Source organism: Methylobacillus methanolivorans, assembly GCF_044751345.1.
In the GTDB taxonomy this organism is placed as follows: domain Bacteria; phylum Pseudomonadota; class Gammaproteobacteria; order Burkholderiales; family Methylophilaceae; genus Methylobacillus; species Methylobacillus methanolivorans.
This window is the reverse complement of sequence record NZ_JBIWXY010000001.1, coordinates 1581372-1607008: the sequence shown is the minus strand read 5'-3', so window position 1 is coordinate 1607008 and position 25637 is coordinate 1581372. Positions and strand designations below refer to the sequence as shown.

At 53.2% G+C, this 25637-nt stretch carries 22 protein-coding genes; 10 read left to right on the top strand and 12 right to left on the bottom strand.

From position 1 onward, the window contains the following. Positions 1–28: 28 nt before the first annotated feature. A complete protein-coding gene (locus tag ACIKP9_RS07505) occupies positions 29–601 on the bottom strand; it encodes a TetR/AcrR family transcriptional regulator (protein ID WP_400881128.1) in 573 nt (190 codons plus the stop codon). A gap of 253 nt (positions 602–854) precedes the next feature. Between ACIKP9_RS07505 and ACIKP9_RS07500 the strand changes: the two genes are divergently transcribed. Further along, complete coding sequence (locus ACIKP9_RS07500; protein WP_400881126.1) at positions 855–1349, top strand: SRPBCC family protein; 495 nt, start codon at positions 855–857, stop codon at positions 1347–1349. Positions 1350–1407: 58 nt separating this feature from the next. Here the strand turns inward: ACIKP9_RS07500 and ACIKP9_RS07495 are convergent, their stop codons facing one another. From ACIKP9_RS07495 to ACIKP9_RS07485, 3 genes are read right to left on the bottom strand one after another with little or no spacing between them, the layout of a single operon-like run. Further along, positions 1408–2202: a hypothetical protein gene (locus ACIKP9_RS07495; protein ID WP_400881124.1), complete on the bottom strand. Its 795-nt coding sequence runs from the start codon at positions 2200–2202 to the stop codon at positions 1408–1410. 13 nt (positions 2203–2215) lie between these two features. Beyond that, positions 2216–2629 carry a protoporphyrinogen oxidase HemJ gene (gene hemJ / locus ACIKP9_RS07490; RefSeq protein ID WP_230346444.1) on the bottom strand — a complete coding sequence of 138 codons (414 nt, stop codon included), beginning with the start codon at positions 2627–2629 and terminating at the stop codon, positions 2216–2218. Position 2630: 1 nt separating this feature from the next. After that, a complete protein-coding gene (locus ACIKP9_RS07485; protein ID WP_400881122.1) occupies positions 2631–3137 on the bottom strand; it encodes a peroxiredoxin family protein in 507 nt (168 codons plus the stop codon). A 202-nt stretch (positions 3138–3339) separates the two neighbouring features. Here ACIKP9_RS07485 and ACIKP9_RS07480 point away from each other — a divergent pair, with 202 nt between their 5' ends. Continuing rightward, a complete protein-coding gene (locus ACIKP9_RS07480; RefSeq protein ID WP_400881120.1) occupies positions 3340–7155 on the top strand; it encodes a DUF3683 domain-containing protein in 3816 nt (1271 codons plus the stop codon). A 115-nt stretch (positions 7156–7270) separates the two neighbouring features. On the opposite strand, the gene ACIKP9_RS07475 is transcribed toward ACIKP9_RS07480, so the two are convergent. From ACIKP9_RS07475 to ACIKP9_RS07465, 3 genes are read right to left on the bottom strand one after another with little or no spacing between them, the layout of a single operon-like run. Then, complete coding sequence (locus tag ACIKP9_RS07475; RefSeq protein WP_400881118.1) at positions 7271–8146, bottom strand: transglutaminase family protein; 876 nt, start codon at positions 8144–8146, stop codon at positions 7271–7273. 3 nt (positions 8147–8149) lie between these two features. Next, complete coding sequence (locus tag ACIKP9_RS07470) at positions 8150–10732, bottom strand: circularly permuted type 2 ATP-grasp protein (protein ID WP_400881898.1); 2583 nt, start codon at positions 10730–10732, stop codon at positions 8150–8152. Between the two features lie 40 nt (positions 10733–10772). Beyond that, the gene (locus tag ACIKP9_RS07465) at positions 10773–14063 is read right to left on the bottom strand and encodes a transglutaminase family protein (RefSeq protein WP_400881116.1); all 3291 of its coding nucleotides are present in this window, start codon (positions 14061–14063) and stop codon (positions 10773–10775) included. Positions 14064–14210: 147 nt separating this feature from the next. Between ACIKP9_RS07465 and ACIKP9_RS07460 the strand changes: the two genes are divergently transcribed. Continuing rightward, complete coding sequence (locus ACIKP9_RS07460) at positions 14211–14537, top strand: YnfA family protein (RefSeq protein ID WP_400881114.1); 327 nt, start codon at positions 14211–14213, stop codon at positions 14535–14537. Between the two features lie 82 nt (positions 14538–14619). Beyond that, complete coding sequence (locus tag ACIKP9_RS07455) at positions 14620–15615, top strand: trypsin-like serine protease (protein ID WP_400881112.1); 996 nt, start codon at positions 14620–14622, stop codon at positions 15613–15615. Positions 15616–15621: 6 nt separating this feature from the next. Here the strand turns inward: ACIKP9_RS07455 and phoR are convergent, their stop codons facing one another. Next, positions 15622–16950: a phosphate regulon sensor histidine kinase PhoR gene (gene phoR / locus ACIKP9_RS07450; protein WP_400881110.1), complete on the bottom strand. Its 1329-nt coding sequence runs from the start codon at positions 16948–16950 to the stop codon at positions 15622–15624. 37 nt (positions 16951–16987) lie between these two features. Further along, positions 16988–17674 (bottom strand): phosphate regulon transcriptional regulator PhoB, encoded by a 687-nt coding sequence (gene phoB / locus ACIKP9_RS07445; protein ID WP_230346426.1) that lies wholly within the window; start codon positions 17672–17674, stop codon positions 16988–16990. 183 nt (positions 17675–17857) lie between these two features. On the opposite strand from phoB, the gene ACIKP9_RS07440 reads away from it, so the two are divergent. The 6 genes from ACIKP9_RS07440 (at position 17858) to ACIKP9_RS07415 (ending at position 23658) form a co-directional block, all read left to right on the top strand. Continuing rightward, complete coding sequence (locus ACIKP9_RS07440; protein WP_400881108.1) at positions 17858–19471, top strand: OFA family MFS transporter; 1614 nt, start codon at positions 17858–17860, stop codon at positions 19469–19471. A 21-nt stretch (positions 19472–19492) separates the two neighbouring features. After that, the gene (locus ACIKP9_RS07435; protein WP_400881107.1) at positions 19493–20083 is read left to right on the top strand and encodes a DNA-3-methyladenine glycosylase I; all 591 of its coding nucleotides are present in this window, start codon (positions 19493–19495) and stop codon (positions 20081–20083) included. A gap of 70 nt (positions 20084–20153) precedes the next feature. Beyond that, positions 20154–20603 carry a 6,7-dimethyl-8-ribityllumazine synthase gene (gene ribH / locus ACIKP9_RS07430; RefSeq protein ID WP_400881105.1) on the top strand — a complete coding sequence of 150 codons (450 nt, stop codon included), beginning with the start codon at positions 20154–20156 and terminating at the stop codon, positions 20601–20603. Continuing rightward, entirely contained in the window at positions 20600–21082 is a 483-nt protein-coding gene (gene nusB / locus ACIKP9_RS07425; RefSeq protein ID WP_400881103.1) for a transcription antitermination factor NusB, read from the top strand. The genes ribH and nusB overlap by 4 nt, the downstream gene beginning before the upstream one ends. A 216-nt stretch (positions 21083–21298) precedes the next feature. Beyond that, positions 21299–22000: an FHA domain-containing protein gene (locus ACIKP9_RS07420; RefSeq protein WP_400881101.1), complete on the top strand. Its 702-nt coding sequence runs from the start codon at positions 21299–21301 to the stop codon at positions 21998–22000. Between the two features lie 32 nt (positions 22001–22032). Then, positions 22033–23658, top strand: a complete 1626-nt coding sequence (locus tag ACIKP9_RS07415; RefSeq protein WP_400881099.1) for an HD domain-containing phosphohydrolase — start codon at positions 22033–22035, stop codon at positions 23656–23658. 27 nt (positions 23659–23685) lie between these two features. Here the strand turns inward: ACIKP9_RS07415 and ACIKP9_RS07410 are convergent, their stop codons facing one another. Genes ACIKP9_RS07410 through ACIKP9_RS07400 form a run of 3 tightly spaced genes read right to left on the bottom strand, consistent with a single transcriptional unit; the run spans position 23686 to position 25617 of the window. Next, the gene (locus ACIKP9_RS07410) at positions 23686–24432 is read right to left on the bottom strand and encodes a UDP-2,3-diacylglucosamine diphosphatase (RefSeq protein ID WP_400881097.1); all 747 of its coding nucleotides are present in this window, start codon (positions 24430–24432) and stop codon (positions 23686–23688) included. Between the two features lie 13 nt (positions 24433–24445). Beyond that, positions 24446–24937: a peptidylprolyl isomerase gene (locus ACIKP9_RS07405; protein WP_400881095.1), complete on the bottom strand. Its 492-nt coding sequence runs from the start codon at positions 24935–24937 to the stop codon at positions 24446–24448. Then, positions 24934–25617, bottom strand: a complete 684-nt coding sequence (locus ACIKP9_RS07400; RefSeq protein WP_400881093.1) for a peptidylprolyl isomerase — start codon at positions 25615–25617, stop codon at positions 24934–24936. Before ACIKP9_RS07400 ends, ACIKP9_RS07405 begins: the two co-directional genes overlap by 4 nt. Positions 25618–25637: the final 20 nt, after the last annotated feature.

Below are 25637 nucleotides of genomic sequence, written 5' to 3'. Positions count from 1 at the left end.
GGTATTGAGTGGGGTGAGCAGGCTGCGTTTAAGCTGCCTGTTTCTCCAATGAGTTCTCAATCAGGATTTTGGCTGCCTTCTTCGCATATTTAACAGCGCCTGAACCACGCTTGATCTGCTCTGCCTGTATGGCTCCCTCGATCAGGATGGAAAGTTGCAAGGCCAGGCTATCCGGATCGCGTGCGCCTGCATCGGCAGCAAGCTCTACCAGGAACTGGCGGAACTGGCGCGATTGCTCTGCTGAAAGGCGGTGTACGGGGTTTTCCTCATTGGGGAATTCCGCTGAAGCCTTGAGGAACGCCATGCCGCGAAAATCGGGAGCGGTGACCCATTCCTCAATAAAATCGAATAGCTTTTGCAAGCGCTCGGAAGGTTTTTTTGTGTTCTTACTGAGGTTCTGGCTGAGCCAGTCAGTGAAGTCGGAGTGGCCTTTTTGCAGTACTTCCAGGATCAGGTCTTCCTTGCTGCGGAAATACTTGTATAGGGTCATCTTGGTGGTGCCGGCGACTGCCACAATGGTATCGACCCCCGTGGAGTTGATGCCGCGCGTCTGGAAAAGGTCAGACGCGACATGGAGTATTTTTTCCCGTAGCACGGACATGTTGTGATCCTTTTTGGATGCCTGAGATTACACAATGTTTATATACTAATCAGTATATACATGTTTGTGCCGGAATAGGTGGATAACCAACGCATGATCCGCACAATTTATTTGATGTCCGAGTATAAGTCCTGCTTCTCGATCCTGCTTGGTTTAAGTGTAAACAAACTGTTACAAAAGTATAAAAAAGTGTAAATTGGCAGGCGCTGCATCTGTAGGAATAAACGAGTCAACTATTTACAGGAAGGTATGTATGCGCGAACTTTTATCTTGGATGTTGGGTGGGTTAATGGTGGTGGCTCCTGCTGCCTTTGCGGCAGATAAATCTTTGTCCGTTAAAGAGTCCATTCTGCTGGATGCGCCAGCCGAGGTGGTATGGGCCAAGATAGGACATTTTGGTGATATGAGCTGGCATCCGGCATTGGCTTCGACGGAAATCGTGAGTGGTGCTGACGATAAGCCGGGGGCTCAACGTGTGCTGACGCTGAAGGATGGGGGCAAGATTCATGAAACGCTGACGGTGCGTGATGCCAAGAAGATGACCTTGTCGTACAAAATCACGGAGAGCGTGTTACCTGTGAGTGAGTACAGTGCGACACTTTCAGTGAAGCCAGAAGGCAGTGGCAGTCGAGTCTTGTGGACTAGTCAATTTAAGCGCAAGGCACCTGGCGATGACAAAGCCGCTGTGGATACAATCACTGGCGTGTTTCAGTCTGGCCTTGGTCAGTTGAAATCCAGCTTGCATTGAGTTGTTCTGCTGGAATATAAAAAAGCCGGGTGACCGGCTTTTTTATTGCCCGAAGTGATCAAGAGCGCTGGATAGGTTTCTTGTTGGTGACGGCAGGTACGGTTAATTGCGCCTTGATAAAGGCTTGTTCTGACTCCGAGAGCATGGTGAGTGGTTTGTACTCGCAGCTTACTTTTTTAAGTAATTGCGTTGCCAAGGCCATTTCCTCAGCTTGAGCAGAAAGGTTGCCTGCCACGATCACGTTGAGGAACACGCCGCGTTCTGATTCACTGAGCATTAATGCTTGCGGGAAGTGGCAGGTGCCTTGGCGCATGCTTTTCACCGTATTGTAAAACTCGGTCACCTGCTGGTGGCTGATGGCCGGTTCATGCGCAACCAAGTTCCATAGTTGATGGCTGGATGGGGATTTATGGAGCGGTGCTGTATCCCGCAGGATATACCACGACATGAAAAGGCTGATTGCGATCAAGCTGACGAAACTGGCGCTCATGCTGAAGTCGCGCAACTTGCGCCAACTTCCATCGCATTGCGCATGAATCAGGGCATCAGTGGCGATACGCGCATGGCGTAGTGCTTGGCTGGCAGGGTGTTGTAGTTCTGCCTGCAAGGCGTTTTCCAGCATGATGATGATTTGCTGGGCGAGCACATCGGGTAGCTGAGCGCCGCTGGCCTTGGCTTGTTTGCTTAAATAGCGCGTCAGGCTGCTTTTTTGTTGTATGAGTTCTTGTTGTAACTCTTGCAAAGAGTGAGCAGGGGCTAGCGACAGGTCGAAAACCTTGAGTAAGCGCAACTGCGGCGTATCTTTACTTGCCTTAAGGGATTGCATCAACCATGAGGGGTTTTGATTGAACATAGGCATATCCTGGCTAGAAAGGTTTGACGACCACCAATATGATGACCGCGATCAAGGCCAATACAGGTAACTCATTCAACCAGCGGTAGAACACATGGCCGTGGCGGTTGCGGTCATGCTTGAAATCAAACAGCAACTTACCGCAATAGAGATGGTAGGCGATCAGCAATGCAACCAGCGTGAGCTTGGCGTGAAGCCAGCCGCCAGAGAACCCATAGCCGTGCCATAACCAGAGGCCAAACAAGATGGTCAGCACTGCGCCAGGAGTCATGATGCCAAAGAACAGCTTACGCTCCATGATCTTGAAGCGATCACTGCCGACTTTGTCTTCTGTCTGCGCGTGGTAGACGAACAGGCGGGGCAAGTAGAACAGCCCCGCAAACCAGGTCACCATGAAGATGATGTGCCATGCCTTGATCCACAACATATCAGCTTGCCGTTCCTAATTGTTGATCCAGTAGTTTGCGCAGGGAGCCGAAGTCCAGTTCGCCGATCAGCTTCTGGATGATCCTACCTTGCTTATCAATAATGAATGATGTGGGGGTGACGCGGACATCGTTGAATTGTTGTGCCGCATTGCCGCTGCTATCATGGCTGACAGGGAAAGGCAGGGCGTTGTTTTTGGAGTAGTTGATCACCTGTTGAATGCCGTCATAGGACATGGCAACCGCGACGACCTCAAACCCTTTGTCCTTGTATGCATTGTAAGTCTGGATCAGACCGGGCATTTCGGCAATGCAGCCTGGGCAATCCGTTGCCCAGAAGTTGACCAAGACCATCTTGCCATGCAGTGATGACAAAGGGATGGTTTTACCTTCCAGGGTAACAAAGTTGATTGCAGGGGCTTGTGGCTTTTGCGTGAGGGAAAACCCGAGAAAAGCAAGCAAACCGATAATCACCAGTGGGATCAGGATTTTGCGCAGTTTTTGTGGCATGGGAGAGTCGTCAATCCAGCATCGTGTGAATCTATGATGTCATTGTGGTGCTTTTTGAGTGCTTTGTCATCTGGGGTGCGTATGCTTTTTTAATCTTGTTAACAATTCTCATTCTCTTGAAAGCCGCGCCAGCACTGCATTTGCGCTCAGTTTTCAAAGTATGGGCATGATACAATTAGCCTTTTACTCCGCACCTAAAAGCATGACTGCCCGCTTACGCGAAATCCCGTATAACTACACTTCGTTTTCCGATCGTGAAATTGTCATCAGGTTCCTCGGCGAGGAAATCTGGGATGTGCTCAATGAGCTGCGGGAGGAGCGCAAGACAGGCCGCTCTGCACGCATGCTGTTTGAAGTGCTGGGCGACCTGTGGGTGGTGTCAAGAAACCCCTATTTGCAGGACGACTTGCTCCAGAACAAGAAGCGTCGCAATGCATTGATTGATGCGCTTAACCATCGCATCAAGGCGATTGACGAGCGTAGCGCTGGCAATCAAAAGGTACTCAAGCTGGTGGTTGCTGCCCGTAAGGCGGTGAATGAGTTCGAGCAGGATTTCCGCCAGACTGAAACCCTGCGCAAGCAAGCACTTGCCAAGCTTTCTCGTTATACCCGCAAGGACAATATTCGTTTTGATGGGTTGTCACGCGTATCTCACGTCACGGATGCGACAGACTGGCGTGTTGAATATCCATTTGTCGTCATTAATCCTGATACCGAAGACGAAATCGCCGCCTTGGTGCGTGTATGTATCGAACTGGGCCTGACGATTATCCCGCGTGGAGGTGGTACCGGGTACACCGGTGGTGCCGTGCCTTTGACCAAGCTATCTGCGGTGATCAATACCGAAAAGCTGGATCATTATTCAGCGGTTAATTACGTTGACTTGCCTGGCGTCAGTGAGAAAGTGCCGGTAATTCATTGTGGCGCAGGTGTAGTCACCCGTCGCGTGATGGAGGCAGCAACGAGTGCTGGCTTGGAGTTTGCTGTCGATCCAACCTCCGCCGATGCCTCCTGCATAGGCGGTAATGTGGCGATGAACGCGGGCGGCAAGAAGGCCGTGCTATGGGGAACCGCATTGGATAATCTCGCCTCATGGCGCATGGTGACCCCGGATGCCGAGTGGCTGTTTGTGGAGCGCCTTGAGCATAATCAGGGCAAGATCCATGATATCGACATGGCGCGTTTCCGCATCACGCGCTATGAGGAAGATGGGAAGACTCTCATTGGCGAGCCGCGGCTGTTGGAGATTCCGGGCCCTAGTTTCCGTACTGTAGGCCTGGGCAAGGATGTGACAGATAAATTCCTCTCCGGCTTGCCAGGTATTCAGAAGGAAGGTTGTGATGGCCTAATCACCTCTGCCACCTTCATTTTGCATCGCATGCCCAAGCATGTGCGTACCGTGTGCCTGGAGTTTTTTGGTCACGTGGCCTTGGCTGTGCCCTCGATTGTTGAGGTCAAGGATTACCTGGATGCGCATCCCAACACCATTTTGGCGGGTTTGGAGCATCTGGATGAGCGTTACCTGCGTGCCGTAGGTTATGCCACCAAGGCGAATCGTAGCGAGCGCCCCAAGATGGTCTTGATCGCCGATATCGCCAGCGATGATGAAACCGGTGTAGGTGAGGCGGCTTCACAAGTGGTGCGTTTGGCCAATGCGCGCGGTGGTGAGGGTTTTATTGCTGTTTCCAGTGAGGCGCGCAAGAAATTCTGGCTGGATCGGGCGCGGACTGCCGCGATCGCCAAACATACCAATGCCTTCAAGATCAATGAGGATGTGGTGATCCCATTGCCACGCCTGGGCGATTATTCCGATGGTATCGAGCGTATCAATATCGAGCTTTCCATCCGCAATAAACTGAAGCTGCTGGATAGCCTGGAAAGCTTCATGCAAGGCGAGCTGCCCTTGTATGAAGATGATGAAACCCAGGCTGACCCTGACATGCTGGTCACCAAGCGCCAGATGGCAATTGATTTGTTTACTGCCACACGCCAGCACTGGAAGAACACGCTGGAAAACCTGGATGGTGCATTGTCGCTGCTTGGGCCGGAGTATAGTGATCTTGCCGTGGAGAATATCTTCCGTGCGGTGCAGGAGCACCAGGTGCGTATCTCCTGGAAGCACGATGTCAAGAAAGAGTTGCACCGTATTTTCACGGGGCGTGAATATCGCCGCATCCTGGAAAAGTGCGATGAAATCCACAAGCAGGTGTTGAAAGGCCGTGTCTTTGTCGCCCTGCACATGCATGCTGGCGATGGTAATGTGCATACCAATATCCCGGTCAACTCTGATGATTATGAAATGATGCAGACGGCACATGAAGCCGTTGCGCGTATCATGAAGCTGGCCACAGGCCTGGGAGGGGTGATCTCGGGCGAGCATGGTATCGGTATCACCAAGATGGAGTTTCTGGACGAGAAAACCGTCTCCAAATTTGCTGCCTATAAGCAGCAGGTAGACCCTGAGGGCCGCTTCAACAAGGGCAAGCTGATGGCTGGCTCTGGCCTGCATTCAGCCTATACGCCGTCTTTTGGCCTGCTGGAGCAAGAGTCCATTATCATGGAGCAATCCGCGATTGGTGGTATTGCTGATTCCATCAGTGATTGCCTACGTTGCGGCAAGTGCAAGCCCGTGTGTACCACACACGTGCCACGTGCCAATCTGCTTTATAGTCCGCGCAACAAGATTCTCGGTACTTCGCTCCTTATCGAGGCTTTCCTCTATGAAGAGCAGACGCGTCGCGGTATTTCGCTCAAGCACTTTGATGAGTTCAATGATGTAGCCGATCACTGCACCGTCTGCCATCGTTGCGAAAAGCCTTGCCCGGTGGATATTGATTTTGGCGATGTGTCGATTGCCATGCGCAATTTCCTGCGTGAGCAGGGCAAGAAGCACTTTAACCCTGGCACCACCGCAGCCATGACTTTCCTCAATATCAAGGACCCTGCCACGATACGAGCCATGCGTACTGCCATGGTTGGCTTTGGTTATAAGGCGCAACGTCTGGGGCATGCGGTATTCAAGAAGTTGGGGTTGCTGAATGGCACCAAGAAGAGCCCGCCGCCTACATTGGGCAAGCCAGAAATCAAGGCGCAGGTGATCCACTTCCTCAATCGACCGATGCCCAAGGCGATGCCAACCAAGACATCGCGTGCTTTGCTGGGGATTGAAGATGACACGATTGTGCCGGTGATCCGCAACCCACAAAAAACGCACGAAGATTCAGACGCGGTGTTCTACTTCCCGGGATGTGGCTCTGAGCGTTTGTTCTCGACGGTAGGTTTGGCGACGCAGGCCATGTTGTATGAGGCTGGCGCTATCACCGTCTTGCCGCCCGGCTACCTGTGCTGCGGTTATCCGCAAACCTCTAGCGGTAATCACGATAAAGGCCAGCAAATCACCGCGGATAACCGTGTGCAGTTCCACCGTGTGGCAAACACCTTGAACTATCTCGATATCAAGACCGTGATTGTGTCCTGCGGCACTTGTATGGATCAATTGCAGAAATACGAGTTTGAACGCATCTTCCCTGGTGCCAGGTTGCTGGATATCCACGAGTACCTGATGGAGAAAAACTTCAAGATTGAGGGCGTGACTGGTACTCGCTATATGTACCATGACCCTTGCCACAGCCCGATGAAGACTTATGCGCCGATGAAGGTGACGCAGGCGTTGGTGGGGGAGAACGATGTCGCGTTGAATGACCGTTGTTGCGGGGAATCCGGCACTTTTGCTGTCGCGCGTCCCGATATTGCAACCCAGGTCAAGATGCGCAAGCAGGAAGAGCTGGAAAAAGGCATGGCCAAACTGGGCTTAACCCCAGGTGCTCCCGAACAGGATGTGAAAATCCTCACTTCTTGCCCATCGTGTTTGCAAGGCTTGGCACGTTACGGTGAAGACACGGGCATTGACGCTGATTACATCGTAGTGGAAATGGCCAAGCATGTGCTGGGTGCAAACTGGATGCAGGATTATGTGCAGAAGGCCAACAATGGTGGCATAGAGAAGGTGCTGCTCTAAAAGTGATGCGGTGTTACTGATCGCTCTGCCATGCAATAAAAAAGCCAGCATCGCTGGCTTTTTTATTGAGTGAAGTGGCTCGACTGTTAACTCAATAGACGTTTCACATAGAGTGTTACAGTTTAGGTTCTACCGTCACGCTGACATCCAGTGAATGTGCACCTCCACCCAGTACTACGCCACGCATAGGCGAAACATCGCTGAAATCACGTCCCCAGGCGACGGTGATATGTTCATGCTGCACCAGGCAGTTATTGGTAGGGTCAAAATCCACCCAGCCGTAAACCGGGCTATATAAAGACACCCAGGCGTGGGAAGCATCTGAGCCTATGAGTTTGGGCTGGCCTTCCGGCGGCTTGGTCAGGATGTAGCCACTGACATAACGGCAAGCAAGGCCGATGCTGCGCAGGCAGCCTATCATGAAGTGGGCAAAGTCCTGGCAGACGCCGCGCTTGTTAGCTAGCACTTGCGATAAGGGCGTACCGACATCCGTTGCGTTGGGGTCGAATTCAAACTCGTTGAAGATGCGTTGGGTCAGGGCGAATGCGGCTGGAATCAGTTGCTGACCAGGCGTGAAGCTTTGCCTGGCGTAGTCAGCCAAGGCATCGCTGCATGCAATATGGGGCGAGGGGAAAAGGTAGGCGTGCGCATCAGCATTCTTGACATATTCCAGCTTCAATTCATCCCGTACCGATTCCCAGGTGCGGCTATGTTGCATGATCTCCAGTGTTGGCCTGGGAAGTAGTTGCACCTCGGTAAATGAACTGACAGTCAGTGTCTGGTGTGGTGTCTGGATAGCGAAATAATCGGTGATATTGCCGAAATAATCCTGGTTCTGCTGCCGCTCATCTGGCACTGGCTCTATCACCAAGGCATGTGATTGGCATTGCTGAAACGTGAAACTGCGCGGCGTCAGATGCAGGAACTGCTGCGACAGGGTGACGTTGAAGTCATACTCGTAGTGGGTGATGTGGGAAACCTGAAAGCGCATAGATTAGAAATGCAGGGGAGCCTGCTGAGCATTGTTGTTTTGTAACTGCTCCTGCCATGTGCCGGAGTAGCTGAAAAAGCGGTGGCTTAAGGCATCTGACAAGATAACACTGGTGTTGAAGGTGTCATTTAACCAGGCGAGCAGCTCAGGGTTGCCTGGTGCAAGCTGTGTGTCAGGATCAAGGGCACGCAATTTCGCCAACTGCTCAATAAAAGGGCCTTCGCCTCGGCCACCATAGTTGGCGGAAATCTGCGACAGATATTTGATCAGGCCCTTGAGCTGGAAGGTCATGGAGTTGGGGTTGTTTTCATCCAGCAGCAGCAAATCCAGTGCGGGTAGCCACTCGGCTTGTGCCACATAACGCGAGCGATAGGTCACGATGCTGTCGCATAGCTCCAGCAGCCATTCCAGGTTGCTTTCCGGTGGCATGAGCAAGGCGTTGCGCAGCAGGGTGCAGAGCAATTGCAGGCGCTCAATGCGTCGCCCGATGGAAAGGAAGCGCCAGCCCAGATCACGCGTCATACCATCCAGTGAAAACCCAGCCAGGGTAACTAAGGAGGTTGACGTTTCATCAAGCAGCAATATGGCATCTGCCAGCGTGGGGCTTTGCAAGGGTGTGCCGTTGAAACGCTTGACCATTTGGTTGATGCTGCGCCAGTTATCGCCAGAAAGGCGCTCGCGTAAATTAAATGCCAGCGTGAAGAATTGCTGCATGTGGTTCGCTAGGCTGGGTTGCCCCTGGGTTGTCGAGAAAATCCCGGCGATCAACAATGCCTCGATGGATTCATCATCCAGGGTGCTTGGGAGCGCCTCCTGAGTATCTGCAGTCTTTTCTAGCGCCATCAGGCCATACCATGTGCACAAGGCCTGGATGGTTGGCCACTCAGCGCTGCGGTGATCGCTGGAAAACTCCAGCAGGCGGTGGATGGCGGTACGCAATAGCCGGGTGTAGTGATGATTGCGCACGCTGTAGCGGCCAAACCAGAATAGGTTCTCCACCATTCGGCTCGACAAGTGCACATTGCTATGGATGAGGTCACGGCTGGAGGTGGGCTTGCGTAGCAGGCTGCGATAATCGTTGTGCCCAGGCGAGATGATCCACGTATCCTTGCTGGTGCCGCCGCGCTGCATGCTGAGCACGCGTTCATCTTGTGTGCTGCCGACGCGAGTGAGCCCACCTGGCATCACTACATAGCCTTGCGGCGTAGCGCAGGCATACACGCGCAGGCCGATTGCCAAGGCATTGAGGGCCGGTTGCTGGTCATTCCATACTGGTGCCTGCGAGATTTCCACTTGTTCCTGCGCAACATAGTGTTGCGGATTGTTGCGCAGCTTTTGTGTCAACTCGATGCGTTGATCGGGAGACAGGTCTTCGCCGAAGATGGGCACTTCATGAATTTGTGGAAACGCAGGCTTGATCACCAGTTTATCCATATTGGCGATCACGGTTTCCAGCGCGGCTGGTTCGCCGCACCACCAGGTTGCTACCGAAGGCATCAGCAGCGGCTGCCCAAGCAAATGCTGGCAAAGGTTAGGCAGGAAGCCAAGCAGGGCACCGGTTTGTAGCAGGTTAGAGCCCAGGCTATTGGCAATCAGCACATTGCCGCGTCGCGCCGCATCCGTGAGGCCGGGGATGCCCAGCAAGGAGTCCGGGTTAAGCTCCAACGGGTCGCAGAAGTCATCATCCAGGCGCCTGAGAATGGCATGGACAGGCCGCAGGCCAGATAGCGTTTTCATCCAGACGATACCGTGGCGCACCGTCAGATCGCTGCCCTGCACCAGGGGGAAACCCAAATAGCCTGCCAGATATGATTGCTCGTGATAGGTCTCGTTATATGGGCCTGGCGTGAGCAGGACGATTAACGGATGTTCGCCTTCGCCTAGCGGGCTGACTTGCGGGTAGTTGCTGCTTTGGGTTGCGGCGACCTGGCGGCCCCAATAGGCCAGGCTCTCGCGCATGCTGGAGAAGAAGCCACCAAGCCGCTGCACATTGAGATCACGGAATAGCTCAGGAAATGCGCTGGAAATGATCATGCGGTTTTCCAGTGCATACCCAGCTCCAGATGGAGCCTGGGTGCGGTCGCCCACCACCCACCATTGCCCATCGGGTGAGCGTGCCATGTCAACGGCATATAAATGCAGGGCGTAATCGTCAGGTAGACGGATGCCATGGCAGGGGCGCAGGAAGCCAGCGTGCCCATGCACCAAGGCTGGTGGTAGCAGGCCATCGCGCATGAGTTGCTGCGGGCCGTAGATGTCATTGAGAATGGCGTTCATCAGCGTCGCGCGCTGGGTGACGGCCGATTCGATGGCCTGCCACTCCTCTTGCGGCAGGATGAACGGCAGAATATCTAGTCCCCATGGGCGTTGCAGCCCCTTAGTATCCGCATAGACGTTATAGGTCACGCCATTTTCACGCACCTGGTGGGCGATGGCTTCTACACGTTGGTGTACTTGTTCCGGTGAGAGTGCTTCCAATGTCTCGATCAGCGCTTGCCAGTGCGGCCTGGGCGTACCCGTTGGCTGCATCAGCTCATCGTGGCGCTGTTGCTGCGATGGATATGTCTGCAAGAGTGGAGGCAACATGGTAGGCGCGTTATCGGATACCGGGGAGGGTTGGTTGATATTAACCATCTTGCCATCGCAGGTCTAGGGTAAACGGGAAGCTAGGGTTGCGTGACTCTTCGCGCAGCTCCATGTCGCCAGGGGTATGACCATGATCCCAGAAACGTGCAAATCGGCGTGCCTCTGCCTCCAGCGCATTGACCGGGAAGGTGGCGTAATTACGGCCGCCAGGGTGCGAGACATGATAAGTGCAGCCACCAATGGCGCGTCCGCTCCAGGTGTCTACCAAGTCGAATACCAAGGGCGCATGCGGCTTGATCGTCGGGTGTAATGCAGACCATGGATCCCATGCGCGAAAACGCACACCGGCAACATATTCTCCCGCTTGCCCGGTAGGCTGTAGTGGCAAAGGGCGGCCATTGCAGGTGACAATATGACGTGATTCCGTCAGGCCGCGCACACGTAACTGCATACGCTCTACAGAGGAATCGACATAGCGTGCAGTACCGCCGCCGCTCATTTCCTCACCTAACACATGCCAAGGTTCGATGGCTTGACGCAGTTCCAGCTCTACCCCTTCATATGCCACGGTGCCGTAGCGCGGGAAGCGGAACTCGATGAACGGGTCAAACCAGTGGCGTTCAAAGGCATAGCCCGCGTGGCGTAGGTCTTGCACCACATCAGCAATATCCTGAGCGATGAAGTGCGGCAGCATCCAGCGATCATGCAGCTCGGTGCCCCAATGCACCAGTTTGCCGGTGTAAGGTGTTTTCCAGAAGCGTGCAACCAGAGCGCGTAGCAGCAAGGCCTGCAACAAGCTCATGCGCGCATGGGGCGGCATTTCGAATGCACGGAACTCTACAATGCCCAAGCGGCCAGTCGGGCCATCGGGCGAATAGAGCTTGTCGATAGAGAATTCTGCTCGATGTGTATTGCCCGTGAGGTCTACCAGCAAGTTGCGTAACAGCCGGTCTACCAGCCAGGGGCGGTCGCTTTCCTTGGCTTCCGGCAGCACTTTTTCCATCTGCTGGAAGGCAATCGCAAGCTCATAGAGGTTGTCATCTCGCGCTTCATCCACACGCGGCGATTGGCTGGTGGGGCCAATAAAGGTGCCAGCAAAGAGGTAAGAAAGCGCAGGATGGTTTTGCCAATAAGTAATCAGGCTTTTCAATACATCCGGGCGTCGCAGCATGGGGCTATCGGCAGGTGTTGCACCGCCCAGCGTGACATGGTTGCCACCACCAGTGCCGGTATGACGGCCATCGAGCATGAATTTCTCCGTGCCCAGCCGCGTCTGGCGCGCTTCTTCATATAGCGTGGTGATGGTGTGGCTGAGTTCTTTCCAGGAGTTAGCCGGGTGAATGTTTACTTCAATCACGCCAGGGTCTGGCGTGACACTCAGCATGCTGATGCGTGCATCTCTGGGAGGGGCATAGCCCTCCAGCCACAGCTTTAAATTAAGCTCGGCAGCTGTTGCCTCGACTGCGCTGACCAGTGCCAGATAATCCTCTAGCCGTGTCACCGGCGGCATGAAGACATGTAGTCTGCCATTGCGCACTTGCACGCAGAGCGCGGTGTGAATCACCTCCCTTGCTGCGGGATTTTCCAGCCGTGTTTTGCCTGGCTTGGTCGATGTGGCGTGATCGGCTAATTTGCCTGTCTCGGCAAAGGGGTCAATGGGAAACTCCGCTTCCATCTCCTCAGGCAATACCCACGGTAGCGAGGCCAGGGGGAGGCGTAAACCCATGGGAGAGTCGCCCGCCAGCAGGTATAAATGCTCGCGACGCAACGGCCATTTGCTGGTGATCCATTGCGTGGTGGATGGTTTAAGCGGTTCTGGTTTCAGCGGAATAACATAGCCCACGGTTTCGCCCAGCCCGGTTTCCAGTAGCTTGGCGAGCTTGCGACGCTCTGCACTATCTTTCAGGCTGGCGTTGAGCGGGTCGATATTGTCCGGCAGGCTTTGCTCTAGCAAGAGCTGCTGCATGACATCTTCATAGGCTGGAATGACACATGCTGTTGGCAAGCCCAGATGCTTGACCAGCGCATGGCTAAATGTCGTTGCCTCTGCGGTTGAATAACGCTCTGGTTGATGTTCATCAGAAAACAGCGTGGCGTCCTGCCAGATTGGCTTGCCATCCAGGCGCCAGAAAATATTCAGCGCCCAGCGTGGTAGCGGCTCTCCTGGATACCATTTACCTTGCCCGTAATGCAGCAGGCCGCCTTCGGCAAGCTTGCCCTTGAGTCGAGAGGCAAGCTTGCCTGCCAGTTCACGTTTCTTGTCGCCTAGCGCCTGCGTATTCCACTCCGCACCCTCCATGTCATCCACCGAAACAAACGTCGGCTCGCCACCCTGGGTCAGGCGCACGTCATGCCGCTCCAGGTCTGCATCCACCAGATGACCGAGGGCATCTATTTTTTGCCAGTCTTCCTCGCTGTAAGGCTTGGTTACACGAGGATCTTCATGAATGCGGGTGACCTTCATCTCATGCACGAACTCCACCTCGCATACATCGGTAAAGCCTGTGACAGGTGCAGCAGAGGAGGGCATGGCAGTACAAGCGAGTGGAATATGCCCCTCACCTGCCAATAGACCCGAGGTTGGGTCCAGGCCTATCCAGCCAGCACCAGGGATATAAATCTCCGCCCAGGCGTGCAGGTCGGTGAAATCAACGTCTGTGCCACTTGGGCCATCCAGCGCCTTGATATCAGGCGTGAGCTGGATCAGGTAACCCGAGACAAAACGCGCGGCAAGCCCAAGCTGGCGCAGTATCTGCACCAGCAGCCAGGCACTGTCACGGCAGGAACCAGTGCGCTTGGTTAAAGTCTCTTCCACTGACTGTACACCAGGCTCCATGCGCACGGTATAGCCAATATCCGCCTGCAAGCGCTGATTCAACGCCACCAGAAAATGTGTAGTGTTCATCTCCTGGCTCAGCAAAGCTTGTTTTGCTGACGCTATCCAATCCAGCAACTGCGTACATGCCGGTTCAGCCTTGAGGTAGGGGCTGAGCTCATGTTCCAGTTGCTCGGTATAACGAAACGGAAACTGCTCGGCATATTTCTCCACAAAAAAGTCGAAGGGATTGATCACCGTCATATCCGCCACAAGATCGACCGTAAACGCCAACTCGCGCACCTTTTCGGGGAACACATGGCGCGCAATGTAATTGCCGTAAGGGTCTTGCTGCCAATTGATGAAGTGTTTCTCCGGCGTTACCGAAAGCGAGTAGGACAAAATCGGCGTACGTGCGTGGGCCGCGGGTTTCAGCCTGACTTCATGCGGGGAAACATTAACCGGGCGATCAAACTTGTAACTCGTCTTGTGATGCAGCGCGACACGAATCGCCATAAGGAGAGAGCCTTCAATACAAACTTGGATGAATTAACTCTAGCACAATCAATACCAGCTTGATTTGGATGTGGCCTATATGATCTACAATCCCATGCATGGATTTTTCCATCATCACATACATGTAATAAATAGCAGGTGCCTTCAATGTTGGTATTAAAAACTTTTTCCTTATTTATCCTCACTGCCTTGGCAGAAATTATTGGTTGTTACCTGCCTTATCTCTGGTTGAAAAAAGGCGGTTCTGCCTGGCTGTTGGTGCCTGCAGCGGTAAGTTTGGCGGTCTTTGCCTGGTTATTGAGTTTGCACCCTACTGCGGCAGGGCGTGTTTATGCGGCTTATGGTGGGGTGTATATTTTTGTGGCGCTCGGCTGGCTGTGGCTCGTGGATGGCATCCGGCCCAGTACCTGGGATGTTGTTGGGGTGGGCGTGGCGCTAGTTGGCATGGCGATCATCATGTTTGCCCCACGTTAGGGGTGGTAAGCGATGGTTCCATTCCGTGGTGGGTCATTCAGGAGTAAAGTTGAATCCAGGTTGACGTGTCGGGGAGGTCATCATGGGCAGACCATATGGCGTGACTGGATTATGTTGTCTGGGTTTATTGTTGCTTGCATCGCCTGCCATGGCACTGATGAGTGGCAGTGCTATCAATGCGGCACCTGTTGTGCAATTGGTGTTTGAACATCGTGCTTGGCATGAGTATCGCCAAGAATGGCGCGTGAGCCATAGTGATTGTAGTGCGGTAGTAGTGGGCCGGACACCGATGACCTTATTGACTGCAGCACACTGCCTGCGGGATGTCAGCCTGGATGAGCAGGCCGGTTTGCCAATGTTGTCTATTTCCCATGCGGCCTCTCCTTTATTGCAGGCCGCCCGTCTTAAGCAAGCTATCTTTCCCGAATTCGACAAAGTGCGTGGCAACCTGATTGATGACCTAGCAGTGCTGGTGTTTGATCAGGATTTGCCTGATCAGGTCGCGATTGCGCCTGTCCTGCTGGATGAGCCTGCATCTGTGCTGCTGATTTGCGGCTATGGTTACGGCTCGGCAGATGCCTTGCCAGTCAGCTTGCGTTGTGCCAACAAGGCGGTACACCAAGCAACGGAAGGGTTTGCAGCCTTTCTACCTTCAGCCTATGCCAGCCTGGACCCGGTATTTTACGCGCGTTACCAAGTGCAATTTGAAAGTAAGGTGAGTGTGGTCTCTGCGCTTGACACCTTGGTTGCCGTGAATAGGTTGACTGACCAGGGGGCGTATGACCCGGCTTTGCCCATGCCGACGCTCGGTGATTCAGGCGGGCCTTGGTTGGAGGCGTTGACTGAGGGACACTATGGCGTGGTGGGGATTACGAGTTTCGTCGAGAGTTTTTACGGTAGTTCGCCGCAGTTGCCTTTTTTCCGCCAGAGCAGTGCACCGATGGCAGATTTTGTCTATGCGGCTTATGGTATCCGGCTGGATTCGATGCGCGCGCGAAAGCTGTTCAACGCTGCGCGCATCAAGGGGGCTGATATTCGCGTTTATAGGCGCAACTGGCAGTACACCAATACGCAGTAGATGGCGCTAGGCTGCTGCAGTTGGCTGTGTCACAGGCTTGCGGATCAGTCGACTTTGCGGCAAGACGACGGTAAAGGTGCTGCCCTTGCCTGCCTCAGACTCAATCTCCAGGTGCCCTTGGTGACGCGTCAGGATATGTTTGACGATGGAAAGCCCAAGGCCGGTACCGCCGGTTTCGCGTGAACGGCTACGATCCACGCGGTAGAAGCGCTCAGTGAGGCGGTCGATATGCTGTTGCTCAATGCCGATACCCGTATCCTGTACGCTGAACAAGACATCCGTACCGCGCAGGAATAGGCGTAACTTGATCGTGCCACCAGCAGGCGTGTAGCGCACGGCGTTGCTGACCAAGTTGCCTAATGCGCTATGTAATTCTTCCGTTGCTCCCTTGATGAACAGGCCGGGCTCCACTGGCGCCAAGCTGATATCGTGCTTGCCTTGGCTCAGGCTGATGCCTTCGTGCAGCAGCATATTGAGCAAGGTGCTGAGGTCAATTTCGCTGTCCTGAGGTGCTTCCGGGCTGTTTTCCAGTTGCGATAGCGTGAGCAAGTCCTCAATCAGGCGGCGCATGCGCCCGGTTTGCTCTTGCATCATGGCGAAGTAGCCTCGCGTACTTTCCGGTACGGCACCCTCCATGTCGGTCAATGTTTCCAGAAAGCCGCCTACTACTGTCAATGGCGTGCGCAGCTCGTGTGACACATTGGCGATAAAGTCGCGGCGCATGGTTTCGAGCTTTTCCATCTGGCTGATGTCGCGCGAGATCAATAACTTCTGGTTGGCCCCGAACGGCACGAGCTGGATTTCCAGTGTGGCGCCGGTAGTGCGCCATGACTTAAGCTTGATCGGCTCAGAATAGTTTTGTGCTTGTAAATACTGAATGAAATCAATGGGCCGCACCAGGTAGCTAATCGGTTGTCCGGCATCCTGGCGCATGGAGAGGCCTAGCTGGTGTTCTGCCGTTGGATTGCACCACTCGATCAGGTCGTTACCATTGAGCAGCACTACACCATCAGGCAATGCGCTGGCAGCATGGCGGAAGCGATCTAACGCAGAGCTGATTTGCGCCTGGCTGCGATTATTGCGGCGTTTTTCATAATAGATGGCAGAAAACACATCTTCCCAGATACCACTGCCGACTGGCATGGTATTGAGCTCAGGTTTCCTGAACCATTTCAATAGTTGATGTAGCCAGTACAGATGGCTGATGAGATACAGCAACACCATGGCGCTGAATGTCAGCAGGGCTGTGATGGCATCGGTTGCCACCCAGGTGACCAGGCAGATGAATACTGTGGCTAATCCCAGCCACAAGGCTTTCCAGCGAATATCTTGCACGAAATGCTTCTTGTCTTAAGACGGTTGCTATTATGAGCTACTGCGCCGAGAAACGATAGCCAACACCACGTACAGTTTGGATGAATTCTTCATGGCCGGACTCTGACAAGGCACGGCGCAGGCGGCGAATATGCACATCCACGGTTCTATCCTCCACAAATACCCGGTCACCCCAGACCCGATCCAGCACTTGGGTACGGGAGTGCACGCGCTCCGGATTGGACATTAAATAGTGCAACAAACGGAACTCGGTTGGCCCCAGCTCCAATGTTTTTCCATTGCCGGAAACTCGATGTGTCATGGGGTCAAGGCGTAAGCCACCCACTTCGAGCGGGTCATCTGTCATTTGTGGTGCGCGGCGACGCAACACTGCCTTGATGCGGGCATTCAGCTCACGAGGGCTGAATGGCTTGGTGACGTAATCATCCGCGCCTACTTCCAGGCCGCGTACTTTGTCGGCTTCTTCACCGCGTGCAGTCAGCATGATGATGGGGATCGACTTGGTGAGTTCGTCGCCCTTGAGTTTGCGCGCAAATTCAATGCCGCTCATGCCGGGCAACATCCAGTCGAGCAATATCAGGTCTGGCAGGGTTTCGCGGATCAGCATCTGGGCCTGTTCTACGCTCAAGGCGCGGACAGGGTTGTGGCCTGCTTGCGTCAAGTTGAGCGCAAGTAGTTCCTGAATGGCTGGTTCGTCTTCTACTACCAGAATATTCGCTGGCATCGGGGTTTCCTCACTGTTTGAATGACGAGCAATATATGACGCTAATATGACAGATTGATGAACGTGATTAAAGTACATCTAGGATTGCGGTTTTATTCGACTTGTATAATGATTTGTAACAAAATGTTTCACTTTGTTATTTTGTATTCATTCTAAAAATTCAGATAAAACTCGGGAGTGTGCATGGCTGGCTTTTTTTCCAAGGAACGTATCACCGCAGGGCCGGGGTATAACCGTTGGCTGGTGCCGCCAGCGGCGCTGGCTGTGCATCTTTCCATTGGCATGGCGTATGGGTTTAGCGTGTTCTGGCTGCCTTTGTCCAAGGCGTTGGGTATCTCCGAGCCATTAGCTTGTGGCGAGGATGTCAGCTTCTGGATGCGGGCAATCACGACAAGTTGCGATTGGAAAATCAGCGACCTGGGATGGATGTACACCTTGTTTTTTGTTTTTCTGGGGTCATCTGCGGCGGTGTTTGGTCATTGGCTAGAGCATGCTGGCCCGCGCAAGGCGGGAGCTGTGGCCGCCGTATGCTGGGGTGGTGGGCTGCTGATTTCCGCGATTGGCGTATACACGCACCAGTTATGGATGATGTGGCTAGGCTCGGGCGTGATTGGCGGCATTGGGCTGGGGTTGGGATATATTTCTCCTGTCTCTACGCTAATAAAGTGGTTCCCGGATCGGCGCGGGATGGCCACCGGCATGGCCATCATGGGTTTTGGCGGCGGCGCGATGATTGGTGCGCCATTGGCGAATACCTTGATGAACTACTTTGCTACCGAGACGTCGGTGGGTGTGTGGGAAACCTTTGCCACCATGGGGGGGCTGTATTTCGTGGCGATGATGATAGGTTCGCTGGGTTATCGTGTGCCTGCCCATGATTGGAAGCCAGAGGGCTGGACGCCCCCTGCAAACAAGGGCAAGGCGATGATTACGCCACATCACGTGCATGTGAACCAAGCACACAAGACGCCACAGTTCTGGTTACTGTGGTGGGTATTATGCTTGAATGTCAGTGCTGGGATTGGTGTGATTGGCATGGCTTCGCCGATGCTGCAAGAAGTGTTTGGCGGCCTGTTGATTGATGTGCCACAGAAGTTGGCTGAATTGAGTGGCGATCAGAAGCTGCAGGTGGCGGCTATCGGTGCAGGGTTTGCTGGCCTATTGTCATTCTTCAATATTTTGGGGCGGATTGGCTGGGCTTCTTGCTCCGATTTCCTTGGGCGTAAACGTACTTATATTATTTTCTTTGCTCTGGGGTTCGTGCTGTATGTGCTGTCGCCTTGGGCAGGCAACATGGGCAGCGTGGCCTTGTTTGCGGGCTTGTTCTGCGTGATTCTCACCATGTACGGCGGTGGTTTTTCTACCATTCCTGCTTATCTTGCGGATATCTTTGGAACCCAGCACGTAGGGGCAATCCATGGACGTCTGTTGACAGCCTGGGCAACGGCGGGTGTGTTAGGCCCTGTGATCGTGAATTATTTGCGTGACTATCAGCTTGATCGAGGTGTTGCGCCTGATCATGCCTATAACATGATCATGTATGTGCTAGCCGGGCTATTGCTGCTTGGCCTGATATGCAACTTGCTGGTGCGCCCAGTAGCAGAGAAACACTACATGACGGCGGAGCAGCTTGCGGCAGAGAAAAAGGTATCCCACGAACAAGCGAAAAAAATCAGCCAAGTGGCGGTGCATAAGAGCAGTACTGTACTGACAGCAGTTGTGTGGATTGCGGTTGGCATCCCCATTACATATGGCATCTGGAACACATTGCAGAAAGCAGTTATCTTGTTCCATTGATTGTTGAATGATAGGAATGTCGTGACTGAACGCTGCCGGTGTGGCTGGGCCAAGGGTGAATTGGATGTGATTTATCATGACACGGAGTGGGGCGTGCCTGTGCATGATGACAGGCAGCTTTTTGAGTTCCTGATTCTGGAAGGTGCACAAGCAGGCTTGAGCTGGAGCACCGTATTGAAGAAGCGTGCGCATTACCGCGAAGTGTTTGATCAATTCGATATTGCGAAGATAGCCGCTTATGATGCGAGCAAGGTTGAGGCCTTGCTCGCAGACCCCGGCATCATCCGCAATCGCCTCAAGGTGCAGGCGGCGATAGGCAACGCCCGCGCCACATTGGAGGTGCAGGCGAAATATGGCAGCCTGGATGCTTTTCTCTGGCAATTTGTGCAAGGGACGCCGCAGATCAACCACCGTTTGAGCCTGGCAGAGGTGCCGGCAAAAACAGCCTTATCTGATCAAATGTCCAAGACTTTGCTTAAGCATGGATTCAAGTTTGTTGGCTCTACCATCTGTTATGCCTTCATGCAGGCTGTTGGCATGGTCAATGACCATGTCGTTGATTGTTTTCGCCATGCCGAACTGCTGTCTGATTCCCCTATCGTGGTAAAATAGCGAGATTCGCCAGCAACTTGGCTGGTTCATTTCAATGGCGCACGTGGTTGCGCCTAGTTCGGACGAAATCATGAAAAAAATCGCAGTAGATTTGAATGGCAAGGATTTGCGCATCGGCATCGTGCTGTCACGGTTCAACAGCAATATCGGTGATGGCTTGCTCAAGGCTTGTGTTGACCAGTTGCAGAAGCTGGGCGTGGCTGATGATGACATTACCTTGGCAACTGTGCCTGGCGCCCTGGAAACCCCTGCGATTTTATTGCAGATGGCTGATAGCGAACAATTTGACGGCCTGATCGCGCTGGGTGCCATTATCCGTGGTGAGACTTACCATTTTGAAGTGGTGTCCAACGAGTCTGCGCGCGGTATTTCCGATGTGCAGTTGAGCACTGGTATCCCGGTTGCCAATGCTATCTTGACGACTGAAAACGACGAGCAGGCAGAAGCCCGTATGGCGATCAAGGGTGCCGAGGCAGCCGATGTGGTCGTTGAAATGATCAATCTGCTCAAGCAACTATGAGTGACAGCGACAACAAGCCTGTAGAGGCAAAAAAGGCACCACCGAAGCAAGGACGTAGCCGCCGTAAATCGCGCGAGTTGGTGCTCAAGGGTATCTATCTGGGCCTGATGAACCAGAAGGATGTGTCTGTCATCATCCGTGAGTTGGCGGATGACCCGGATTTTGACCGGGCCGATTACGAGTATTTCCGTCAACTACTTGAAGGTGTTGCGGAAAATATCAATGAGCTTGATGCACGTCTGGTGGGTTTGCTGGACCGCCAGCTCTCCGAACTTAGCCCGATTGAGCATGCCATTCTCTGTATTTCTGCCTATGAGTTGATTCATGATGTGACGATTCCTTATCGTGTGGCGATCAACGAAGGGGTGGAGCTGGCCAAGTTGTATGGTGGCACCGATGGGCATAAATACGTCAATGGTGTGCTGGACAAGGTGGCGGCTGAAGCGCGCCCGGATGAGTTCCAGCGTGGACGCAGATAAATTCTCGCTAGCCCAAAACCAAATAGCCAGCTTTTGAGCTGGCTATTTTTTTGCCTGATGCAGGAAAGTTTCATTGTGTGATGTTGTACTTGTAATCTTGTATTGTCTTTGTAAGGATGATGTTTACAATCATATAAGCAAATTAAAGTCAGTTGACCGAGTCTCACTGGTAATAAACAACTGTGGTGGTCGATCAGGCTATAAGGGAGTTTCGTCATGGCAAAACTGGTACTTATGCTGGAGGGGGATTTTCTGGCAGAGTTTCCATTGGATAAGTCGCGCTTGACCATAGGGCGGCGGCCGAATTGTGATATCAGGCTGGAGAACCTTGCGATCAGTGGAGAGCATGCTGCTGTAGTGCAGCAGGGTGGCGTGTTCTATATTGAGGATAATGATAGTACCAATGGCACTTTGGTGAATGGACAGTCGATTACCAGGCATCAGTTGCAGGATGGTGACAGGATAGGTTTAGGCCGTCATCAGATTGAATATCGCGAGGAGGATTTGGCGGTAGAGCGTGGTTTTGAAAAGACGATGCTGGTGATGCCGCTCGTCCAGGAAATCATGGCGGAAGCTGCTGCGAAGCAAGTAGGGGCTCCGGAATCTGCCCATCAGTCAGTAGTAGCCTCTCAGGCGGTGGGTTCTGTGGCTACCCCATTGGCAGCGCTCCAGGCCAAGGTGAAGTTGTTGGATGGTGGACGTGAAATGGTCATCAAGAAAACCCTGACAACGCTGGGTCGTAGCGGGGTGCAGGTGGCTGTCATCACCAAGCGGCCCCATGGTTATTTTCTTTCTCATGTTGAGGGTGATGGTCGCCCGGTGCTGAATGGACATGCGGTTGGATTGCAGGCACAACAGTTGGAAAATGGCGATATTATTGAGTTGGCTGGCGTCAGCATGTTATTTTCACTGGAGTAGCTAGCATCATTTTTGGTCTTGGCGGAGGAGTGATGACTGCGCGCAATGCATTGATCAAACAACTGGAAGACCTGAATGCCATAGGCATTGCCCTCTCTGCCGAGCATGATCACCAACGCTTGCTCGAAATGATCGTCATGAGCGCCAAGCGGCTGACTAATGCCGATGCTGGCACCCTCTATACCGTTACTCCCGACAAGACCTTGCAATTCGAGATCGTGCGCACCAGCTCACTGGGCATTGCCATGGGGGGCACCACTGGCAAGCACATTCCCTTCCCGCCCTTGCCTCTTTATCTAGACGATGGTCAGCCCAATCAGCATATGGTCGCAGCTTATGCAGTGCTTAACGATTGCACGGTGAATATTGATGATGCCTACGCGGCGGAAGGTTTTGACTTTTCTGGCACACGGCAGTTTGATCAGACCACAGGCTATCGGTCGTGCTCATTCCTGACCGTGCCGATGAAGAACCATGATGGGGATATCATCGGGGTATTGCAATTGATCAATGCCCAGGATGAGCAGACTGGCGACATTGTTTCTTTCTCTGCTTCCAGCCAGCAGCTGGTGGAGTCATTAGCTTCACAAGCAGCAATTGCGCTGACTAACCGGCAATTGATTGAAGGGTTGAGAGGCTTATTCGAGGCGTTTATTCGCCTGATTGCTGGTGCGATTGATGCCAAGTCACCTTACACCGGTGGTCATTGTCGGCGTGTGCCAGAGCTTGCCATGATGCTGGCTGCCGCGGTTAATCGCTCCTCCTCTGGCCCGCTTAAGAACTTTCAAATGAGTGGCAATCAGCTGGATGAGCTGCGCATTGCTGCCTGGCTGCATGATTGTGGCAAGATTGCGACGCCAGAAGCCTTAATGGATAAGCCGACCAAGCTATCCGCGATTGTTGACCGGATTGGCGTGATTGAGCAGAGATTTTCCTTGCTGAAAAAACAGGCCGAATGCCGTTTTCTACAACAGCAAGTACAGGCGATACGGGAGAAGCAAGAGCAAATGCTGGAAGCCGTGGCGCAAGAGTATGCTGGCTGGGTTCAGCAGCTTGATGATGACTTGATATTCTTGCGCAAAGTGAATGAGGGCTGTGAGTCCATGCCCACTGAGGATCAAGATCGCGTGCGGCAGATTGCTCAATATCCGTTGGAGGATGCGCAGGGTAATCGAGTTAACTTCCTGACTGAGGATGAAGTCTACAATTTGACGATTGTCTCTGGCACATTGACGCCAGAAGAGCGCCAAGTCGTGAACCAGCATATCGTGGTGACGATAGACATGCTGGAATCCTTGCCTTACCCACCGGGATTGCAACGGGTGCCTGAGTATGCGGGCGGGCATCATGAGCGATTGGATGGCCGTGGTTACCCGCGTGGCCTGACCAAGGAGCAGCTTTCCATACCGGCACGCCTGATGTGTATTGCTGATATTTTCGAGGCATTGACTTCGGGTGATCGCCCTTATAAAAAGGCCAAGACCTTGTCAGAGTCCTTGCATATCTTGGGTGAAATGAAGCTGGATCAACATATCGACCCAGACTTGTTTGATATTTTTATTCGCGAGAAAGTTTACCTGCAATATGCCCGGCAATATTTGCAGCCCGAGCAGATTGATGAGGTGGATGAAGCCGCGATCCCCGGCTATCGCTTATAAAGCTGGACTTGCCTGATTGATCGACATTCAATCCAACGGCTGGTTGCGGATACCTTGCCGGTCTGCCACCAGGCAACTGCCCTGGTCATACCAATCTCCCAATACCCAGCGATCTATCTTGTGCCCATCGACTTCCAGCGGATGTCGAGCAGGGCGGTGGGTATGCCCGTGGATCAATAGTTCAGGGTAGTCATGCTCGCGTAACAAGCTGGCCACTGCCTGGTCATTGACATCCATGATGCTCTCCTGCTTGCCGGATTTCTCCTGTTCGCTGCGTTGGCGCAGCGCTTCGATCTGCGCCTTGCGTGTACTCAGCGGTTGTTGCAAGAAGGTTTGCTGCCAGGCGGGTGTACGCACTTGCTGGCGGAATGCTTGGTAGGCGACATCGTCGGTACAGAGCGCATCGCCATGGCTCAGTAAGGCACGTTTGCCGTAGAGGGTGATCAGGGTAGGGTCCGCGAGTAATGTCAGCCCTGCAGCTTCTGCAAATGACTCGCCAATCAGGAAGTCACGATTACCATGCATAAAGTAGACATGTGTACCGTGATGCGCAAGCGTGCGCAGTGCTTGGATGATGGGTTGATGTTGTGCAAGGTCATCATCACCTGCCCAATATTCAAAAAAATCTCCCAGGATGTACAAAGCCTCGGCATGAATAGCCTGGTTTTGCAGGAACCCAAGGAATTGGGCTGTGATGGCGGGTCTGGAGGAGCACAGGTGCAGGTCAGAAATAAACAGGCTGAATGCCGCTGGTTTCTGGCCTGCTGATCCCATGCTGTTTGCTGCTTTAAACGATTTCAGCGCGTTCGATGATCACAGGCTCAAGAGGCACGTCCTGATGACCATTCTTGCTGCCAGTCTTGACCTTCTTGATTTGGTCGATCACTTCTGTACCAGCCACAACCTTGCCAAATACCGCATAGCCCCAGCCTTGGGAAGTGGGCGCAGTGAAGTTGAGGAAATCATTGTCTGATACGTTGATGAAGAATTGGCTGCTGGCAGAGTCGGGGGCAGGTGTACGTGCCATGGCAATGGTGTACGTCTTGTTCTGCAGGCCGTTGTTTGCCTCGTTCTTGATCGCGGCATTGGTTGGCTTTTGCTGCATGTCTGCTGTAAAGCCACCGCCCTGAATCATGAATCCATCAATGACGCGATGGAAGATGGTGTTGTCGTAAAAGCCATCTTTTACATATTCAATGAAATTGGCAGCAGTGATCGGTGCTTTTTCTTCATCGAGTTCCAGGGTGATTTCACCGAAATTGGTATGTAGCTTAATCAAGGTTTCTTTCCTTTGGTTTTGGTTGGAGCTTCTGTCTGCGCGATGGTCTTGACCTTCTTGTAGTCAATGCGCTCAGCGATATTGATAGGTTGGTCGAGCAAGGCAACGCGTTCAATCACCACGGGTTCTACCGGAACGTTGAGGTGAGCGCCTACTACCTTGGTTGGGCTCTTGCCGATGCGTTCCACTACGTCGATACCCTTGATGACCTTACCGAATACGCAATAACCGATATAGGCAGCTTCTGGTTTATGGAAGTTGAGGAATTTATTGTCGGCCAGGTTGATGAAAAACTGCGAAGTGGCTGAATGCGGGCTGAATGCGCGTGCCATGGCGACGGCACCATATTCGTTCTTCAAGCCATTGCTGGATTCATTCTCGATAGGGGAGTATGTCGACTTCTCGCGCATATCCGTCGTCAGGCCGCCACCTTGAACCATGAAGCGATCAACAGTGCGGTGGAAGGTCGTGCCAGTATAAAAATCGCTGGTGACGTACTGGATAAAATTGGCGACGGTTTTAGGTGCCTTGTCGGGATAAAGCTCAATGACGAAACTACCTTGGTTGGTCTGAATTTCCAGTTGCTGTGGCGCATTATCAGCCGCAAGCGCGGTCAGGCTTGCGCACAGCAGGTAAAGATATAGAAATGGGGTGAATAAAGCACGTTTGGTTGCGCGCATTAGCTGTCCTCCAATGTCAA

Coding starts and splice junctions, on each gene's coding strand:
- ACIKP9_RS07455 (WP_400881112.1), top strand. CDS start 14,620: ATGGGCAGACCATATGGCGTGACTGGATTATGTTGTCTGGGTTTATTG.
- ACIKP9_RS07485 (WP_400881122.1), bottom strand. CDS start 3,137: ATGCCACAAAAACTGCGCAAAATCCTGATCCCACTGGTGATTATCGGT.
- ACIKP9_RS07420 (WP_400881101.1), top strand. CDS start 21,299: ATGGCAAAACTGGTACTTATGCTGGAGGGGGATTTTCTGGCAGAGTTT.
- hemJ (WP_230346444.1), bottom strand. CDS start 2,629: ATGTTGTGGATCAAGGCATGGCACATCATCTTCATGGTGACCTGGTTT.
- ACIKP9_RS07495 (WP_400881124.1), bottom strand. CDS start 2,202: ATGTTCAATCAAAACCCCTCATGGTTGATGCAATCCCTTAAGGCAAGT.
- ACIKP9_RS07400 (WP_400881093.1), bottom strand. CDS start 25,617: ATGCGCGCAACCAAACGTGCTTTATTCACCCCATTTCTATATCTTTAC.
- ACIKP9_RS07470 (WP_400881898.1), bottom strand. CDS start 10,732: ATGTTGCCTCCACTCTTGCAGACATATCCATCGCAGCAACAGCGCCAC.
- ACIKP9_RS07410 (WP_400881097.1), bottom strand. CDS start 24,432: ATGGGATCAGCAGGCCAGAAACCAGCGGCATTCAGCCTGTTTATTTCT.
- ACIKP9_RS07440 (WP_400881108.1), top strand. CDS start 17,858: ATGGCTGGCTTTTTTTCCAAGGAACGTATCACCGCAGGGCCGGGGTAT.
- ACIKP9_RS07465 (WP_400881116.1), bottom strand. CDS start 14,063: ATGGCGATTCGTGTCGCGCTGCATCACAAGACGAGTTACAAGTTTGAT.
- phoB (WP_230346426.1), bottom strand. CDS start 17,674: ATGCCAGCGAATATTCTGGTAGTAGAAGACGAACCAGCCATTCAGGAA.
- ACIKP9_RS07505 (WP_400881128.1), bottom strand. CDS start 601: ATGTCCGTGCTACGGGAAAAAATACTCCATGTCGCGTCTGACCTTTTC.
- ribH (WP_400881105.1), top strand. CDS start 20,154: ATGAAAAAAATCGCAGTAGATTTGAATGGCAAGGATTTGCGCATCGGC.
- ACIKP9_RS07500 (WP_400881126.1), top strand. CDS start 855: ATGCGCGAACTTTTATCTTGGATGTTGGGTGGGTTAATGGTGGTGGCT.
- ACIKP9_RS07460 (WP_400881114.1), top strand. CDS start 14,211: ATGTTGGTATTAAAAACTTTTTCCTTATTTATCCTCACTGCCTTGGCA.
- nusB (WP_400881103.1), top strand. CDS start 20,600: ATGAGTGACAGCGACAACAAGCCTGTAGAGGCAAAAAAGGCACCACCG.
- ACIKP9_RS07480 (WP_400881120.1), top strand. CDS start 3,340: ATGACTGCCCGCTTACGCGAAATCCCGTATAACTACACTTCGTTTTCC.
- ACIKP9_RS07415 (WP_400881099.1), top strand. CDS start 22,033: ATGACTGCGCGCAATGCATTGATCAAACAACTGGAAGACCTGAATGCC.
- ACIKP9_RS07475 (WP_400881118.1), bottom strand. CDS start 8,146: ATGCGCTTTCAGGTTTCCCACATCACCCACTACGAGTATGACTTCAAC.